A 16,318-nucleotide genomic window follows, 5' to 3' on the forward strand; every position below is an offset into this window, starting at 1 on the left:
AAAAACGATGACAAAGGAACGTCAGTTTAAGGGACTGTCTATGGCTGAACGCCAGCAGGCACGCCGGGAAAAGCTGATTGAAGCTGGTATTCAAGCGTATGGCACGCATGGCTTTTTTTCTGTAACCATCAAAGATATCTGTACTGAAGCCAAGCTGACCGAACGCTATTTCTATGAATCGTTTAAGAAAAGTGAGCATCTGTTTCAAACTATTTTTCTAAAACTGATCGATGAATTGCAGCAAAATGTCATGCAAGCCATGATGCAGGCTTCCTCTGATCCTAAAAAGATGATCGAAGCTGGTCTGACTGCCCTGCTCACTACATTGCGCGATAATCCACGTATGGCCCGGATTATTTATATCGATGCCATGCTGGTACAGGAACTGCATAATCAGGCCACCATTCACGAAACCATGGGCCGTTTTGACCGCATGATTCAGGCCTTTGTCATGCTGATGATGCCGAACCTGAGCCGTTCCGCACAGGAAATTTCTCTGGTATCCACGGGCTTAAATGGTTATGTCACGCAGATTGCCATTCGTTGGGTCATGAGCGGTTTTAAACAGTCCATGGAGGAGGTCCTGTCCTCGTGCAGTATTGTATTTTTGGCACTTTTTGAATCTTTTTCAGATAAGAAATAATATTTAGCGCAATTATTTCTTAATTTATTTTCTATTTTTCAATCAATTGTTATTACAGATATTTTTCCTCTATCAAGCAACTTAAATTGTCACAAATCTTTGCGAAAGCAGGGCAAATATCCCTTTCTGCAATGATACTGTCATAATTAATCTTTGTAATAGGCTCGTCATAAATATAAAACGGTCCACCGTTGACTTATAGGAAATGCGCTGTGAAAGATGACTACATTTTAATCGTCGATGATGAGCTTCCAATTCGGGAAATGATCCATACGGCACTGGATATGGCTGGCTTCAATTGTTTAGAAGCAGAAGATGCCAAACAGGCTCATCAAATGATTGTGGATCAGCGTCCAGCCTTGATCCTGCTGGACTGGATGATGCCCGGTGGAGTGAGCGGTGTAGACTTATGCCGTCGCCTGAAACGCGATGAAACCCTGTTAGAAATTCCAGTCATTATGCTCACTGCACGAGGCGAAGAAGATCATAAGGTTCAAGGTCTGGATGCCGGTGCAGATGACTACATGACCAAGCCATTTTCTACCCGTGAACTGGTATCCCGTATCAAAGCCGTACTGCGCCGTACCAATAGCCTGAATGGTGAAAAAAGTATTGAAGCCAATGGCCTGTTACTTGATCCTGCAAGCCAGCGTGTCAGCTTTAATGATACTATTCTGGATATGGGGCCGACTGAATACCGCCTGCTGGCCTTCTTCATGACCCATCCAGAACGTGCCTATACCCGTGCCCAGCTCCTGGATCAGGTGTGGGGTGGCAATGTGTATATTGAAGACCGAACCATTGACGTGCATATCCGACGCCTGCGCAAAGTGCTGGAGCCATATGGCGCCGACCGTTTTGTACAGACTGTACGCGGAACCGGCTATCGCTTTTCGACCCGTATTGATGTTGCACTCGGCTAATTTGACTTAGGTAAATCCTGCTTTATGTATAAACCCTACCCTGTTCCTGAAATGGCCCGTGGGCATAAACTGCCAAGCTCCAATAGCTTATGGGACTTTGCCAAGCAGGATTTACGCCTTCTGGCCTTCTTCTTGTTGATCGGCAGCCTGATTGGTTTCGGGATCGGGTATTTCTGGGTCTGTATCGTACTGGCTTTTGTAGCATTTTTTATTACACAAATCCGTTCCCTGTATCTGGTCAATGACTGGATTTCCAATCGTCCTTATGACGTACCACCCAAGATCAATGGCATCTGGGGTGCCCTGCTCTTTAATGTCTATCAGGCCCAGCGTCAGGAACGCATTGTACAGGCGGAAATGGTCGAGCTGATTGATCGTGCCCAGTCTTCTCTAGGCGCGCTACAGGAAGCCGTGGTACTGATCGATGAAAATCAGCAGATTGAATGGTGGAATCCCGCAGCTGAACGTCTGCTCGGCATCAGTGCTGAAGATAAAAGCCGTAATATTCTGAGTTTACTCTCTCAGCCAAATTTCGTTGATTATTATCATCATATTGATGATGCACCTGACGGTCTCAAGATGCAATCTTCGATTTTTGAAGACCATTATGTACAGGTCAAGATGACCCGCTTTGGGGGTGAAAGCCGTCTCTTGGTCGCTTATGATGTGACCCGGATGCATAATCTGGAACAGATGCGCAAAGACTTTGTCGATAACATCTCGCATGAATTACGCACGCCTTTAACAGTTCTCAGTGGTTATATCGAAACCTTTACAGATCAGGAAGATATCAGTCCACGCTGGAAACGCGCCTTTGACCAAATGCAATCCCAGACCCGGCGTATGAATGCCTTGGTCAATGACTTGTTACTATTGTCTCGTCTGGAAAACGACGAAAATATTGCCAAGAATCAGATTATCGACATGCCAAATCTGATGAACCAGCTATTTGATGATGCTCAGGCCTATAACGTGGATTATGGTCATACGCTGAACCTGGATATTGACAGTCATTGTGATCTGATTGGTTCTGATATGGAAATTGCCAGTGCTTTCAGCAACCTGATCACCAATGCGATTAAATACACGCCAAAAGGCGGTACGGTCACCATGGGCTGGCATGATGATGGTGAATCAGCTTACTTTGTGGTAGAAGATACCGGGATCGGGATTGATCCGAAACACGTGCCGCGTCTGACTGAACGGTTCTATCGCGTCGATTCTGACCGTAGCCGACGTACCGGCGGTACAGGTCTTGGACTCGCGATTGTAAAACATGTACTGATGCAGCATCAGGCCCAGCTAAAAATTGATTCTCGCGAAAATCAGGGTTCTACTTTTAAAGTGATTTTCCCGAAAGAACGCTTGAGTTTCCCGGACTGATTGAAACTTTATCCCAATAAAAAGGTGCCTTTTGGCACCTTTATTTTTAATGGCTTGTTAACTCAATACTTGTTCTTTGGACATGGCCCGGAAATAGGCGGGACGATGAGATAAGCGTTCCAGATAGGCTTCAATCGCCGGATAACGTTTACCCATACGGGTCTGAATGGCATCTAATGGAAAGCTCATCTGAATATCAGCAAAACTAAATCGACCGGCAAAATATTCATGCTCGCTCAGGTAGTCTTCCAGATATTGAATATGATCTTTAAGACGTGGCTGTACAAATTTACTTTTAATTCCACTGGTAATCTGTCGCGCCATAGGACGCAGCAAAAATGGTGTGTGCTTCTCAACGGAATTCATGACCAGATGCATAACCAGCAGCGGCATCAGTGAGCCTTCGGCATAATGCATCCAGTACCGGTACTGCTGCTTGGTAGTAGAATTGAGCGGCTGAAACTCCATACCCACATCATAAGTTTCCTGCAAATATTGTAAGATTACCGCAGATTCTACCAGCACCTGATCACCATCAATCAGGATCGGCGCCTTCCCCAATGGATGGATCATCTTCAACTCTGAAGGGGCAGAAAAGTTAGGCAGCCGTTTATGGAACTTGATTTCATAATCTAGCCCCAATTCTTCCAATGCCCATAAAATACGGAACGATCGGGACTGCTCAAGATGGTGTAGGATACGCATGTTAGACTCTTTTGTTATTGTCGTGTTATTGCCGCTTCAGCATAACAAAAAGTGTCTGGTTTCGGTGAAATGCTTTACGAATTATATTACATTTCAATCAGCCTTCTTTACATACGGCGAGATCAAAGTAATGTAGTTCGAATTTCCAGACTCCGTAGCAAAGTTTTGGTCACTGGCGTTTTTTGACAAATTTCCAGAATTTTTAGCCGCAATGTTTCATCTAACGGATTTTGAAAACTTAAACGTCGTTCAATCCATTCCTGCCCTTCTCGATTGGCAAAGAAATCGGCTTCAACCTGAAACTCCCCCAGCTCCAGATCTTTATGACTGGCATACATACGCAAGCTAATCATGGTGCAGGAAATCAAGCCTGCCAGCAGAAAATCATAAGGTGCGGGACCACGATCCTGACCACCAAAAGCTTCCGGCTTATCCGTCAGATATTGGTGATTGCCATGACTGATTTGTCCCTGCCATGGTGTTTCCAGACTATGCACACGAGCACTTGCAAGCATGGCCATTTCTTCTTCCTTATTTTATGATGATCCATTTATTTTGAAGGACGCATATGACCCGGGAAAGCAGGAGCTTCAAGTCGTGGTCCCTCGTAGGCAGGAATCGAGCCAAATCGCTCATGTTCTGCAATCCATTGCTCACGTGCCATTTTCAATTCTTCAGTCGTGCGACCAACAAAGTTCCACCACAGTAAAATCGGGCTTTCAAAAGGTTCGCCCCCCAGCAACAGTACACGGCTTCCGGCATGAATCTCGACATGTACCCGATCCAGCCCCGGTTCCAGAATCACCATATTATCTTCAGTCAGTTCATGTCCGTTGATACTGGCCGTCCCTTCCAGTGCCAGAAAACCATATTCAAATTTCGGATGAAGCGGTAATACTGCCTGGGTACTGTCTGCCGCATACAGATCCATCCCGAGCAGTTCACTATGTACCTTTACTGGTGATATAGCCTTAAGATATTCCCCGACCAGTACCGTGAACTCAATGCCTTGATCTTCAACCACAGGTAATTCCGGATAATGATCAAATGCCGGTGCCATATTGACCATATCATCTGGCAAAGCGATCCAGAGCTGTGCGGCATGCATCTTGGTTTCTGTTTCAGGTGCAACTTCAGAATGGGAAATGCCATAACCAGCCGTCATCAGATTGACCTGACGCGGACGTAACAACTGCGCACTGCCCAGACTGTCACGATGCATCATGGTACCTTCGATCATCCAGGTAAAAGTCTGCAGACCAATATGTGGATGTGGTCCTACATCCAGGCCGTCTCCCTGCGGGAAATGAGCAGGTCCGGCATGATCCAGAAAACACCATGCCCCGATCATCCGTTTATGCCGGCTTGGTAACGCACGCTTGATCACTGTTCCCTGACCAATTTCAGCACGGCGTAATGGAAATTCTGCAATGAACTGATTGACGTATTTTGTGCAATCATCTGAATTGAAAAGTTCGATATCATTATTATTCGACATGTTCTGGCTCACTCGGCTGGGTCAAAAGATCATAGCAATTCAGATCGGTAAAAAGAGTGCTACTTTCAGGATTGTGCTTGTCATATTTGCAACAATCTTTAACTTCAACGGTCTGATCTGTACTTGATCTGATTTCTTGTTTTCATGGGTACTCCAAATCTTGAATCTATCCTTAAAATTCGAGGTCGCAATTAGGTAAAGATCACCCAAACCTTTTTTAGCATTTTTCATTTTAATAAGGTGAGGTTTACACATACTGCAACAAACAATTATCTCGGATTGTTTCACGTGAAACAGACTTATATTTAATTTTTTGTAAATTAAATCAAATAATTAATTCAATAATACCTAAGTTTTGGCTTTCTCCTTTCGCAGAAAAAATGTTTTGTTACTTTTTCCTTCTCCATGCGTCGCAATCTATCCGTTTGACCATAGATTCCTGACCCCAAAATTTGCTCATAATATGTGCGAATTTTTAATGGATTGAAAAATGACGATTGCCGATGGCAGGATGCATGCAAATATGCAGGCTTCCTTGCAGAGTCTTAATCGGCATTCTTCGGAACAACTGCAACCTTCCGAGAATGACCTGAAGAACCGTCAAGTGCTAGAAGATGCACTTGTGGATCGGCACGCCCGTATTCCTGTGCAATTTCTACCTCATTTTTACGACTATCTGTACCGGCATAACTACCATAGTCTGCGTCAGATCCACTTACTGGCACAGTTGGTGTTCCTGCTATATTTCTTTGCCGATATCTTTATCATCCCCGACCTGATGATGGTTTCTGGGTTTACTCGGGTGATTTTGGTCTTAGCTTTCTGGATCGTCTGTGAACTGTTATTTCAATACAGCCAGAACATTCGCTTGCTCGATCTGATCCTGCCGATAGGGACTACGCTTTGTACTGGAGTATGGATCCTGCTCCTGCTCTCTTCTACCAGCCTACATGTAGAAAATTACTTGTATGCTGCATCCATTTTTATTCTGATTGCCAATCTCTGCATCAAGGTTCAATTTAGGGCTGCCCTATATTGTTCAATCCTGATCAGCCTGCTGGTCCTGATAGCAATGACGCAGCTAATGACGTTATCGGAAGCTTTTATCTTTATGGTCGTGTTCAGCCCAGTGTTGCTGTTTAGCCTGTATTTTAACTGGAATAATATCCTGCATACCCGTCGTGCATTTATCCGTACTTTGTTAGATGAATGGAACTACCATATGGTGCGTAATCTCGCCCATACTGATGAACTGACTCAACTCTATAACCGCCGGCATTTTGTTAATCTGGCAGAAAACTGTATTCATGACTGGCCAAGATATTCAAGCACCTGTCTGCTAATGTTTGATGTGGACCATTTCAAGCAGATCAATGATAGTTATGGGCATGATGTCGGGGATCGGGTACTACAGTTAATTGCAGATACAGCGCGTAAGGAAATGCGCCATAGTGATGTACTGGCACGTTTTGGTGGTGAGGAGTTTATTATTTTGCTGTCCGATACACAGTTGCAAGATGCTTTGGTAATTGCCGAGCGCATTCGTAATTCGATTCAGCAGCAGTATCTCTATGCCCGGCCTGAGCTGGTACTGAAATTTACAGTTTCGATTGGTATTGCTGAGTTAGAGTCTCATACTCAGGACCTGGATGATCTGATTAAAAAAGCGGATGTGGCGCTTTATGCTGCCAAGAAGAGTGGACGTAACCGGATTGAAGTGTATCGCCCAGATATGAGTTCACCGTTTCAATCTGATTTACAGAATTTTTATACTGAAAAATATATTAACTTATGAACAGTCATAGAGGTGACTTAAACGTATAGACAGTAAATCCAGCCTATCTCATTTTTTGCTTTGTACTCACTCTCCCTTTTTTGTAACCGAAAATATTTATTCTAGATGACTACTTTTAAAGTGAATTTTTAAGGAATAGAATAAAATTTATACAAAACTTAATATATAAAAAATTTTATTTTTTATGGGGAAGGCTGAATGCCACAGGAATATCATAAGGAGTCACGCCTTCTGATTCAGCAGGCGCTTAAAGATCCTCTGGTGTGTATTCCTCAGCCATTAAAATCTGCCTATTATTCTCATCAGAAAAAGCTGCATCTGAGATATCTGCTTCAGGTGAATCTGTTTGCACAGTTTGCTTATGCTTCCTATACCCTTGCGGATATTTATGTACTGCGTGACATCCACACCCTGTTGCTTGTAACCAAACTGGGTTTTACCTCAGTCATGACCCTGATCACGGTCTGGATGTACCAGCATAGCCGGAATTTAGCACTCTTTGATCTATTGCTACCCACTTCGATTATTGGTGCCAGTGCGGTCTGGTTTTTTAATTTAAATCAGTCAGAAAGTCATTATAACCTGATCTATCAATATTCCTCTTTGGTCTTTATTGTTCTGGCAAATTTAAGTGTACATATCCGTTTCAGGCCTTCCTTGATCATCTCGGCCCTGATTACCCTCATGATCTATATGGGTGTGTATTTCAATGTTAAAGGTGATCTGCAACAGCTGGTTCTGTTTTCTCTGATTTATTTGCCGGTGCTAAGTTTTAGTATCTATATCAGCTGGAATTCAACGCTTAAATCTCGGATTGTATTTTTACAACATACCTTGAACGAATATAACCGTCAGGCTTTTGAGCATATGGCGCATACCGATTCCCTAACAGGATTAAATAATCGCCGCTTTTTTGAATATTTGGTTCAGCAACATCTAACACATAGGCTTGAAGAAGGAACATTGAGTCCTAGTTCATTAATCGTGTTTGACGTCGATCATTTTAAAAAGATTAATGATAACTATGGTCATGATATTGGCGACCAGGTACTGCAAATCATTACGAAAACAGCTCAAAGTGAAATGCGAAATACTGATATTCTGGCGCGCTACGGCGGGGAAGAGTTTATTGCCCTGCTTCCTGAAACGCATCTGGATGATGCTCTAAAAATTGCCGAGTGTTTAAGGCAGCGCATTGAACAGACCGAAGTATTTCTTGATCAAGTTCAGTCTTTAAAATTCACCATTTCAGTGGGCGCGGCGATCTTGGAAACCTGTGAAACGGACCTGTATACCGTAATTAAACAGGCGGATATTGCGCTGTATCAGGCCAAGGCCAACGGACGGAACCGAGTAGAGCACTATGATCCTTTTATTAGTCCAAATCTAGAGCCACAAATACAAGGTTCCTGGAGTAATGACCGGCCTATCAAAATAGTTGGGGACTAGTTAAAAATTATCTTCATCAAAACGGTCTTGGTCGATTTTATAAATATGAAAATTAAGCTCAATTTGTATTCATATCCCCAATAACCCCAAATAAGGAATTTATTGATCAATTGTATAGATCAAATTGTGCAAGCTCTCGTGCTCATCATACGATGTACCTTTTGTATAAATTGAAAATGTTAGTTCTTTAAATTTTTTTACATCTATAGGTTTAGTTATAATTAATCTCTTTGATAATGCCGGAACATTATCGACTGAGCTAAAATACTGAATTGTATTTTCTGTTTCCTGTATGAAACTTTTGTTAGCAATATCAACATATACGCTAAAAGAAAGAGCTGTTTTATTTATTATTTCAAAAGCAAAGATAACTTTTCCATCTTCTAAAACTTTTTTCTCATAAAACCTAATTGGAAACTCTGTACCCAAATAACTTTTTGATAAGTTTGAGTCCTCATAATCAATTAAATTAATCCATCCAATTTTTTTCAATTTTAAATTTTCGTTCGACACATAATATTCACCATTCTTAATAAAATTCATTTTTTTATCTAAAAGAATATCTTTATCAACATTATCCTTTGTCTTTGTATCGTTATAAAGATATCCAGCCCATGCACCTGCTCCAATAAACGGAACTAATAAAAACAATACAACGATAAGATCAAATAGATTTGGAGGTACATCTTCAACCTTTTCAATAATTCTACCTTTTTCTGTTTTAGAATCTACTTGTAAAATTTGTTTATAACTAAAATCTCCATTTTCTACTAATAATAATACACTGACTTTTGATTTCTTATGTAACCTATCAATTTTTATAATATTTTCATCCAGTGACATATTTGAGTCATTAAAAGCTAACAATTCGTATTTTAAGGAATTATCTAAACTGACTTTTATATCTTCTTCAATTTGTCTCCCTCTGTTAAAAATACTGATTTCACATAAAATCCCTTTATTACTAATTTCAGAAGTACGATACAAATTTTCGGTAGCTATATAAAGTTGTCTACGCTTAAAAATATAGGTAAGAAAAATCATCACCAGTGAAGATATCACCGTAATAAGTATTTTTAATATTAATTCTTGATTCATGCTATTTCCAAAAAGAAAAACGGAGCAAAAGCTCCGTTATCTTACTGGAATATTTAAATTATTCCCATTCAATCGTTGCAGGTGGTTTAGAAGAAACGTCATAAACCACACGAGAAACTTCAGCAATTTCGTTCATGATACGAGTTGAGATTTTATCTACAAGCTCGTATGGAAGGTGAGCAAAACGAGCTGTCATGAAGTCAACAGTTTCAACTGCACGAAGTGCAATGACCCACGCATAACGACGACCATCACCTACAACACCAACCGATTTAACTGGCTGGAATACAGCAAATGCTTGTGCAGTTTTGTCATACCAACCGCTAGCACGAAGTTCTTGCATGAAAATGTCATCTGCTAAACGGAGAATGTCAGCATATTCTTTTTTCACTTCACCCAAAATACGAACACCTAGACCCGGACCCGGGAATGGGTGACGATAAAGCATTTCAAATGGAAGACCTAAAGTGGTACCCAATTTACGTACTTCATCTTTAAACAGGTCACGAATTGGTTCAACCAGTTCAAATGCTAGATCTTCTGGTAAACCACCCACGTTGTGGTGTGATTTAATCACATGTGCTTTGCCTTGTTTGCTTGCAGCAGATTCGATCACGTCAGGGTAAATCGTACCTTGAGCTAGGAAGTTTACACCATCAAGCTTACGTGCTTCTTCAGCAAATACTTCAATGAACTCACGGCCGATGATTTTACGTTTTTTCTCTGGATCAACTTCACCCGCAAGTGCAGTCAAGAAACGCTCTTCAGCATCAGCACGAATGACACGGATACCCATGTTTTTCGCAAACATGTCCATAACCTGGTCGCCTTCATTCAGACGAAGTAAACCATTGTCCACGAATACACATGTCAATTGATCGCCAATTGCACGGTGTAAAAGTGCCGCAACAACTGATGAATCTACACCGCCTGAAAGACCGAGCAGTACTTTTTGATCACCAATCTGTTCACGAAGCTGTTCAACACGAAGGTCGATAATGTTTTCAGAGTTCCACAGGCTACGGCAACCACAGATATTGTGAACGAAGTTAGACAGTAACTCTTTACCTTTGGCAGTATGAGTGACTTCCGGGTGGAACTGAATACCATAGAAACGGCGTTTTTCATCAGACACCATTGCGACCGGACAGCTTGGTGTGCTGGCAGTAATCTGGAAGCCTTCTGGAATTTGAGTCACTTTGTCACCGTGGCTCATCCAGACTTTTAATTTGTCTGCTGAATCTTCAAGATCGCCAATAAGACCATCACGGATTTGAATGTCTACTTCTGCATAGCCAAATTCATGTACTGTACCTGGCTCAACCTTACCGCCAAGTTGTGCAGACATGGTTTGCAAACCGTAGCAAATACCCAATACAGGAATGCCCAAGTTGAACACAACTTCTGGCGCACGCGGGCTGCCTTCTTCGTGAACGCTCTCAGGACCACCTGACAAGATGATACCGTTTGGATTAAATGCACGAATGTCTTCTTCAGACATGTCATAGGCAAACATTTCAGAATATACGCCAGACTCACGTACGCGACGTGCAATCAATTGGCTATATTGAGAACCGAAATCCAAAATCAGGATACGATCTTCAGTGATTTGAGTATTGGTAGTCATGACAAACAACTATAGAAAGGCAAACGAAAGATAAGCGCCGTATTCTATCATTTTTCGCTGCATTACGCACACTGTTTCAAGGCGCTTGAAATATATACATATTTAGCACTGCATCTTGATCAGACTGAATTTTTTATCAGATCTGCTTCAATCCTTGATTCAAGATTGCATGAGATTGAAGCAGAACTTTAAATGTGGTTATTTCACTTTTTCGATACTAATCACATCAATATCGGTAGGTTTCTGACGATGAGTATCTACCTCGCCAAGCACACGAACGTTATCGCCCGCTTTTAACTTCAACGGTTTCCATAGGTCATCATCAACATCAATAATAATCGTGCCACTACTGTCTCGAAGTTCAAAATCATCACTCTGCGGTGCAACTTGACGCACAATTTTACCTGTTAAGGTCACACCAGTTTCATCCGGCATTTTTTGTGCTTGAGCAATGCTGACTTTATTTTTTTGAGCTTCAGCAAGGAGGGCCTGATCTGACTTTGCCCATGCACCGCCACTAACAACGAGTCCCGTCATCAATACAGCTAAAATTTGCTTTTGCATTCAATATACTCCTTAAACAACAGGTCTAAATTCCTGATTCTATCTAATCAGAGTGGATGCACTGCACGAAGCTTAATTCTGTAAAGCTAGTTTATGTTATGTATCCACAAAAAAAGCGGTCTTAGACCACTCGATTGGATCGTTGCTTTGTTATTGGTGCTCAATCAGATGATCAAGACTGAAGCGACCTGCACCCTGTAATACCAATAGCAATAAGCCACCTGCCATCGCAAAGTTTTTCATAAAGTTCACTGCATCCTCAGGCGTACCATGAAATAAAAATGCAGTCACTAAGCTAAAGCCAACCAAAAGTGCTGCCACTACACGGGTCTGCAAGCCAAATAAAATCGCTAAACCACCACCCAACTCCAGCAAAATCGTCACAGGTAATAATTCAGCAGGAACACCCATAGCTTGCATATAACCAACCGTTGCGTCATAACCAGCGATTTTGCCCCAACCTGCCACAATAAAAATATAAGCTATTAAGGCACGTGCAGACACGAATGTTACGGATTCAAGGACAGGATGAGCAACAAGATTGGCGATAATACGATTTGGATTCAACATGATAAAAACTCGAAGATAATTGCTAAAACATGAGCACATCTTATAAGTTTCATTTTTAATTATTAACAACCAAAATAAGATTCATCGTTTTATTTTTAGAATGATGAGGCTGGAAATAGACCACTTTTGATGCTGACTTTAAGCCTAATCACTGTTAGGATTTGGGCACACTTTTGCTTGTACTGGCGCCATGGAACTGCTTGATTTTATCCTACATGTAGATGACCATCTGCTTGAATTCATCACCAATTATGGGGTGTGGATTTATGCCATTCTTTTCCTGATTATCTTTGTAGAAACGGGACTGGTAGTCATGCCTTTCCTGCCGGGTGACAGCTTGCTGTTTGCTGCGGGGGCACTTGCAGCATCTACTGGGGCCATGGATCCGTGGGTACTGATTCCGCTCCTATTTGTGGCAGCCGTACTGGGCGATACGCTGAACTATCATATTGGCAAGTTCATCGGGCCGCGTGTGTTTGAAGTTGAATCGCGCTTTATCAATAAAAAACACCTGCTAGCAACCCAGCAATTTTTTGCCAGACATGGTGGCAAGACGATTATCTTTGCCCGTTTCGTGCCTTTCGCCCGTACCTTTGCTCCTTTTGTGGCCGGTGCTGGCAGCATGAATTATAAATACTTCCTGAGCTATAACGTGATTGGTGGTTTTTTGTGGATCAGCTCTTTTGTGATTTTGGGTTATCTGTTTGGAAATATGCCAATCGTTAAAGATAACTTTACCTATTTGATCTTCGGCATCATCATTATTAGTGTATTGCCAGGCATCTTCGGTTTTATTCAACAAAAACTGAAAAAGAACAAAATGGCTTAAATCCTGATCGCTGAATTCAGTTAAACAAACTGATGATCAGCGGAATCAGGCAAAGCAGCACAAACAGAACCGACCCTTTATATACGAGGTCGGTTTTTATTTTCTCCGACTCCCCTGCCAGAATTGCCTGACCGAACGCCATCCAGAAGACAAACACCGGTAATGTCACCAGACTAAATATCGCGAAGACCAGTACGAAATTAGTTGGATTTTCCCAGGTCGCCATGGGAAAAATACCGGAAGCAAACAAAGCCGCTTTAGGATTCTTTAAAGTCGCAGTAAACATCTGCCAAGGCCGAATCATCGGGTGCTTATGATTATGCTGCTCTAGCTGCCTGGCTTTAAACAGCCGGAAGGTCATCCAGCCTACAGTAATTGTGCTCAGTATATGCAGCATACTCTGGAAATTCGGCCAGATCGGGACAGCAAGATGTATCAGCAAGGCCCAGACATTAATGGCATAGAAGTAACCCAGCAGAATAGCAGGTATATATAAACTGGTTCTGGCCTGACCATGTTGATGTGCCGCACTGGCAACCAGTGCATTGCCTGGGCCCGGAATCATCAATACTGTAATCACAGCCAGAATAAATAGCCAGTTTTCGATCATACGCAAACTTACCGCAAAGAATGGCGCAACATTAACGAATCTGCTAAATATATAACAAGATGAAAATTCTCATAAATTTGTTCCGAGCAGTCATTCCAGCTAGTTTTATATGCATAATAACGCCCCTTTCCGGACTGCGATGCTAAAAAATGCCGACCTCAGTCAGCATTTTTATTTTCTATCTTCATCATTATATTTTTGGTGCGGCCTGGCGAATGATCAATGGGCAGCTCTTATAGCGCGCTGCCTGAACAATCGCTTCCTGCTCACCTAAAACACGTGCCATTTCGGTCTTCTTGGTATTAGAAGACTGACCCATATTCACTGAAATGCTCGGCCCAATGCCCCAACCACTATGGCTACCCCAGCCACCACCTACACCGACGCCTACGCCAACACCCGTTCGTTTCGGCGCTTGTACACCATTGTCGATATACTGCTGAATACGGTTATATTCGCCTTGCAGCTGACCGCAGTCATAGGACTGGTATTGGGTTGGCGACACATAGGTCGGCTTGACGGTCGTAGCACAGGCACTTAACAAAGCCAGGCCCACCATGCCAAGACTGAATTTCATGAGTTTCATGCTGGAATCATCAATCTTATTTTTGCTCAATCTCATTGAACAACGATTGATAGGCCTGAGTCAATTTATGATCAGTAGCCAGATGAATTAAGGGCTGATTTTTCTGATGGGATTCTTTCATGATCACCGATGGCGGCAACATATTTTCCAATACCGGCAAGCCTTCATCTTTCAGCTGTTGCACCACCTCACGTGGCAGTTTGGCCTGAGCCTGAAACTGATTGACCACAATCCCTTCAATTTCCAGACGGTCATTATGATCGTCCTGGGTTTCGATGACATTTTCAATCAAGGTATGCAGGGCACGTTTGGAAAATACATCACAGTCAAAAGGAATCAGCACCCGATCTGCCGCAATTAAAGCTGATAAGGTAAAGAAATTAAAAGCCGGCGGCGTATCAATAAACACCCGCTCATACTGACCCGTTAACTGTTGTAAGGCATCACGTAGTTTATAGATCTTATGTTTGGATTCCAGTGCATGTGCCAGTGTGCCGAGACTTGGGCTGGCTGGAATCACATCCAGATGTTTAAACGGTGACTGGTGCACATAGCTTTCCAGACCTTTAGTGCGGGTTTTCAGAATTGAGCCGATGGCATTGCCAATCAAACCCTTGTTCTGCTGGCTGCCCAGCACTTCATCAAAATAGTTTTCAATATTGGGTTCTAATGCAGGCTTGTCTCCCGAATAGGTCGCATCATCACCAAGCAGATACTGGCTGGAATTGGCCTGTGGATCGAGGTCAATGAGCAGGGTTTTGTGCCCCTGATGTGCACTGATTGCTGCCAGATTTACAGCAATACTCGACTTCCCCACGCCACCTTTTTGGTTAAACACCACACGTGTACGCATTAAAACCCCCTATTATTTTTATCAATCTATTTAAAATTTAGCCAAACAAAATGATGTTATTTTCTAGCCAAAAGTTGGCTTGATAATCACAAGTGCCATAATTGCAGCTAATGAAATAATTGCAATAACCAGGCCAGCACGACGTTGAACCAGTAAGACAGAGTCATCTTTTTTATAGGCTTTCATCAAAGATGACACCAGTACCAGAAATAAAATGACCTTGGCATAGAACCAGGGTTGTACTTCAAAGTTTTTTATCACTAGCGAAATGACGCCCGTCAAAGCAATTACGGCAAGTGCCAGATGCTGCAAGGCAACAAATAGCTTTCGTGCGACCGGATTAGGTAAATTGCCCTGTGTACCAACAAACAAGGTAAATGCACGTGCCAGAATCGCGATAATTGCCAGACTGGCCGCTGACATATGGATAATTTTGACTAATAATTGGGTTTCCATATGTTCCTCTTAGTTTTTTGGGGCATGTGCACATTCAGGACTGGTCGTATCCTGACCGCTCCACTCTTCTGGAACAAAAGCATGGATTGCTAATGCATGGATTTTTTCCGGGCTCAGTAAATCGCCTACTGCGGCATAGACTTTCTGATGACGCTGTACCTGACGCAGGCCTGCAAAAGCTTCACTCACAATTACCGCTTTAAAGTGTGATTCCTTACCCGGGTAATAGCCACCGTGACCAGAAGACTCATTTACCACCTCAAGATGAGATGGAGACAGGGTAGCCAGACGCTCTCTTAAGACTTGTTCAATACTCATGGCCTTCTCCGCAATTACAAATGATCCAAATTCTATTCAGTATACCCTGTTCTGTCATGAGTTTTACTGTGCTCAAGGAGAGTTAAAGGTTGCCAAGGCCCTGTTTTAACAAAATTTTGCATAAATTTTGTCGATTTATAGCGCTGAATTGGCTGAATTGATTTTATTTTATGCAAACGGTGCAAGATTTTTCATAAAGTTATTGACCCTGTTTTTGCATGCTGTATTATACACGGCATGCGGGAATAGCTCAGTTGGTAGAGCACAACCTTGCCAAGGTTGGGGTCGCGAGTTCGAGTCTCGTTTCCCGCTCCATATTCTTTTTTGTTTAGTTTTTTAATAGTAAAAAATTATTCGACCCTGCGGGAATAGCTCAGTTGGTAGAGCACAACCTTGCCAAGGTTGGGGTCG

18 protein-coding genes and 1 tRNA gene are annotated in these 16,318 nt (G+C 42.4%); 7 read left to right on the plus strand and 12 right to left on the minus strand.

The features are described from left to right. The first annotated feature begins 7 nt into the window (after positions 1-7). The 3 genes from B4033_RS02305 to phoR all read left to right on the plus strand — a co-directional run bounded on the left by B4033_RS02305 (position 8) and on the right by phoR (position 2,949). Positions 8-643 carry a TetR/AcrR family transcriptional regulator gene (locus B4033_RS02305; RefSeq protein ID WP_286831847.1) on the plus strand — a complete coding sequence of 212 codons (636 nt, stop codon included), beginning with the start codon at positions 8-10 and terminating at the stop codon, positions 641-643. A gap of 212 nt (positions 644-855) precedes the next feature. Continuing rightward, a complete protein-coding gene (phoB, locus tag B4033_RS02310) occupies positions 856-1,566 on the plus strand; it encodes a phosphate regulon transcriptional regulator PhoB (protein ID WP_005220310.1) in 711 nt (236 codons plus the stop codon). 24 nt (positions 1,567-1,590) lie between these two features. Beyond that, positions 1,591-2,949, plus strand: coding sequence for a phosphate regulon sensor histidine kinase PhoR (phoR, locus tag B4033_RS02315; protein WP_076754653.1), 1,359 nt, complete (start codon positions 1,591-1,593; stop codon positions 2,947-2,949). A 57-nt stretch (positions 2,950-3,006) separates the two neighbouring features. Here the strand turns inward: phoR and B4033_RS02320 are convergent, their stop codons facing one another. The 3 genes from B4033_RS02320 to B4033_RS02330 all read right to left on the minus strand — a co-directional run bounded on the left by B4033_RS02320 (position 3,007) and on the right by B4033_RS02330 (position 5,152). After that, the gene (locus tag B4033_RS02320; protein WP_286831790.1) at positions 3,007-3,654 is read right to left on the minus strand and encodes a glutathione S-transferase; all 648 of its coding nucleotides are present in this window, start codon (positions 3,652-3,654) and stop codon (positions 3,007-3,009) included. A gap of 122 nt (positions 3,655-3,776) precedes the next feature. Next, positions 3,777-4,175 (minus strand): OsmC family protein, encoded by a 399-nt coding sequence (locus tag B4033_RS02325; RefSeq protein WP_005220317.1) that lies wholly within the window; start codon positions 4,173-4,175, stop codon positions 3,777-3,779. Between the two features lie 29 nt (positions 4,176-4,204). After that, complete coding sequence (locus tag B4033_RS02330) at positions 4,205-5,152, minus strand: pirin family protein (RefSeq protein WP_286831793.1); 948 nt, start codon at positions 5,150-5,152, stop codon at positions 4,205-4,207. 490 nt (positions 5,153-5,642) lie between these two features. On the opposite strand from B4033_RS02330, the gene B4033_RS02335 reads away from it, so the two are divergent. Together B4033_RS02335 and B4033_RS02340 are read left to right on the plus strand one after the other, a co-directional pair. Beyond that, positions 5,643-6,947: a GGDEF domain-containing protein gene (locus tag B4033_RS02335; RefSeq protein ID WP_286831795.1), complete on the plus strand. Its 1,305-nt coding sequence runs from the start codon at positions 5,643-5,645 to the stop codon at positions 6,945-6,947. Between the two features lie 198 nt (positions 6,948-7,145). Beyond that, positions 7,146-8,396: a GGDEF domain-containing protein gene (locus B4033_RS02340; RefSeq protein ID WP_286831797.1), complete on the plus strand. Its 1,251-nt coding sequence runs from the start codon at positions 7,146-7,148 to the stop codon at positions 8,394-8,396. Between the two features lie 99 nt (positions 8,397-8,495). Here the strand turns inward: B4033_RS02340 and B4033_RS02345 are convergent, their stop codons facing one another. The 4 genes from B4033_RS02345 to B4033_RS02360 form a co-directional block, all read right to left on the minus strand. Next, positions 8,496-9,494, minus strand: a complete 999-nt coding sequence (locus tag B4033_RS02345; protein ID WP_286831799.1) for a hypothetical protein — start codon at positions 9,492-9,494, stop codon at positions 8,496-8,498. Between the two features lie 58 nt (positions 9,495-9,552). Next, complete coding sequence (guaA, locus tag B4033_RS02350) at positions 9,553-11,121, minus strand: glutamine-hydrolyzing GMP synthase (protein WP_004895334.1); 1,569 nt, start codon at positions 11,119-11,121, stop codon at positions 9,553-9,555. Positions 11,122-11,319: 198 nt separating this feature from the next. Continuing rightward, positions 11,320-11,685 (minus strand): NirD/YgiW/YdeI family stress tolerance protein, encoded by a 366-nt coding sequence (locus B4033_RS02355; protein ID WP_004895336.1) that lies wholly within the window; start codon positions 11,683-11,685, stop codon positions 11,320-11,322. A 150-nt stretch (positions 11,686-11,835) separates the two neighbouring features. Then, positions 11,836-12,255, minus strand: a complete 420-nt coding sequence (locus tag B4033_RS02360) for a DoxX family protein (protein WP_286831802.1) — start codon at positions 12,253-12,255, stop codon at positions 11,836-11,838. A gap of 190 nt (positions 12,256-12,445) precedes the next feature. Between B4033_RS02360 and B4033_RS02365 the strand changes: the two genes are divergently transcribed. Then, positions 12,446-13,084: a DedA family protein gene (locus B4033_RS02365; protein ID WP_004895339.1), complete on the plus strand. Its 639-nt coding sequence runs from the start codon at positions 12,446-12,448 to the stop codon at positions 13,082-13,084. A 16-nt stretch (positions 13,085-13,100) separates the two neighbouring features. Here the strand turns inward: B4033_RS02365 and B4033_RS02370 are convergent, their stop codons facing one another. The 5 genes from B4033_RS02370 to B4033_RS02390 form a co-directional block, all read right to left on the minus strand. Next, positions 13,101-13,694 carry a LysE family translocator gene (locus B4033_RS02370; protein WP_286831805.1) on the minus strand — a complete coding sequence of 198 codons (594 nt, stop codon included), beginning with the start codon at positions 13,692-13,694 and terminating at the stop codon, positions 13,101-13,103. A gap of 190 nt (positions 13,695-13,884) precedes the next feature. After that, entirely contained in the window at positions 13,885-14,280 is a 396-nt protein-coding gene (locus tag B4033_RS02375) for a hypothetical protein (RefSeq protein ID WP_286831807.1), read from the minus strand. 16 nt (positions 14,281-14,296) lie between these two features. Further along, complete coding sequence (locus tag B4033_RS02380) at positions 14,297-15,133, minus strand: ParA family protein (RefSeq protein ID WP_071320808.1); 837 nt, start codon at positions 15,131-15,133, stop codon at positions 14,297-14,299. Positions 15,134-15,196: 63 nt separating this feature from the next. Next, a complete protein-coding gene (locus B4033_RS02385) occupies positions 15,197-15,589 on the minus strand; it encodes a SirB2 family protein (protein ID WP_004895347.1) in 393 nt (130 codons plus the stop codon). 9 nt (positions 15,590-15,598) lie between these two features. Beyond that, a complete protein-coding gene (locus tag B4033_RS02390; RefSeq protein WP_004814186.1) occupies positions 15,599-15,907 on the minus strand; it encodes a BolA family protein in 309 nt (102 codons plus the stop codon). A 239-nt stretch (positions 15,908-16,146) separates the two neighbouring features. Here B4033_RS02390 and B4033_RS02395 point away from each other — a divergent pair. Further along, positions 16,147-16,222, plus strand: a tRNA-Gly gene (locus tag B4033_RS02395). Positions 16,223-16,318: the final 96 nt, after the last annotated feature.

The sequence above is a fragment of the Acinetobacter sp. UBA3132 genome (assembly GCF_002364825.1).
Lineage (GTDB): Bacteria > Pseudomonadota > Gammaproteobacteria > Pseudomonadales > Moraxellaceae > Acinetobacter > Acinetobacter schindleri.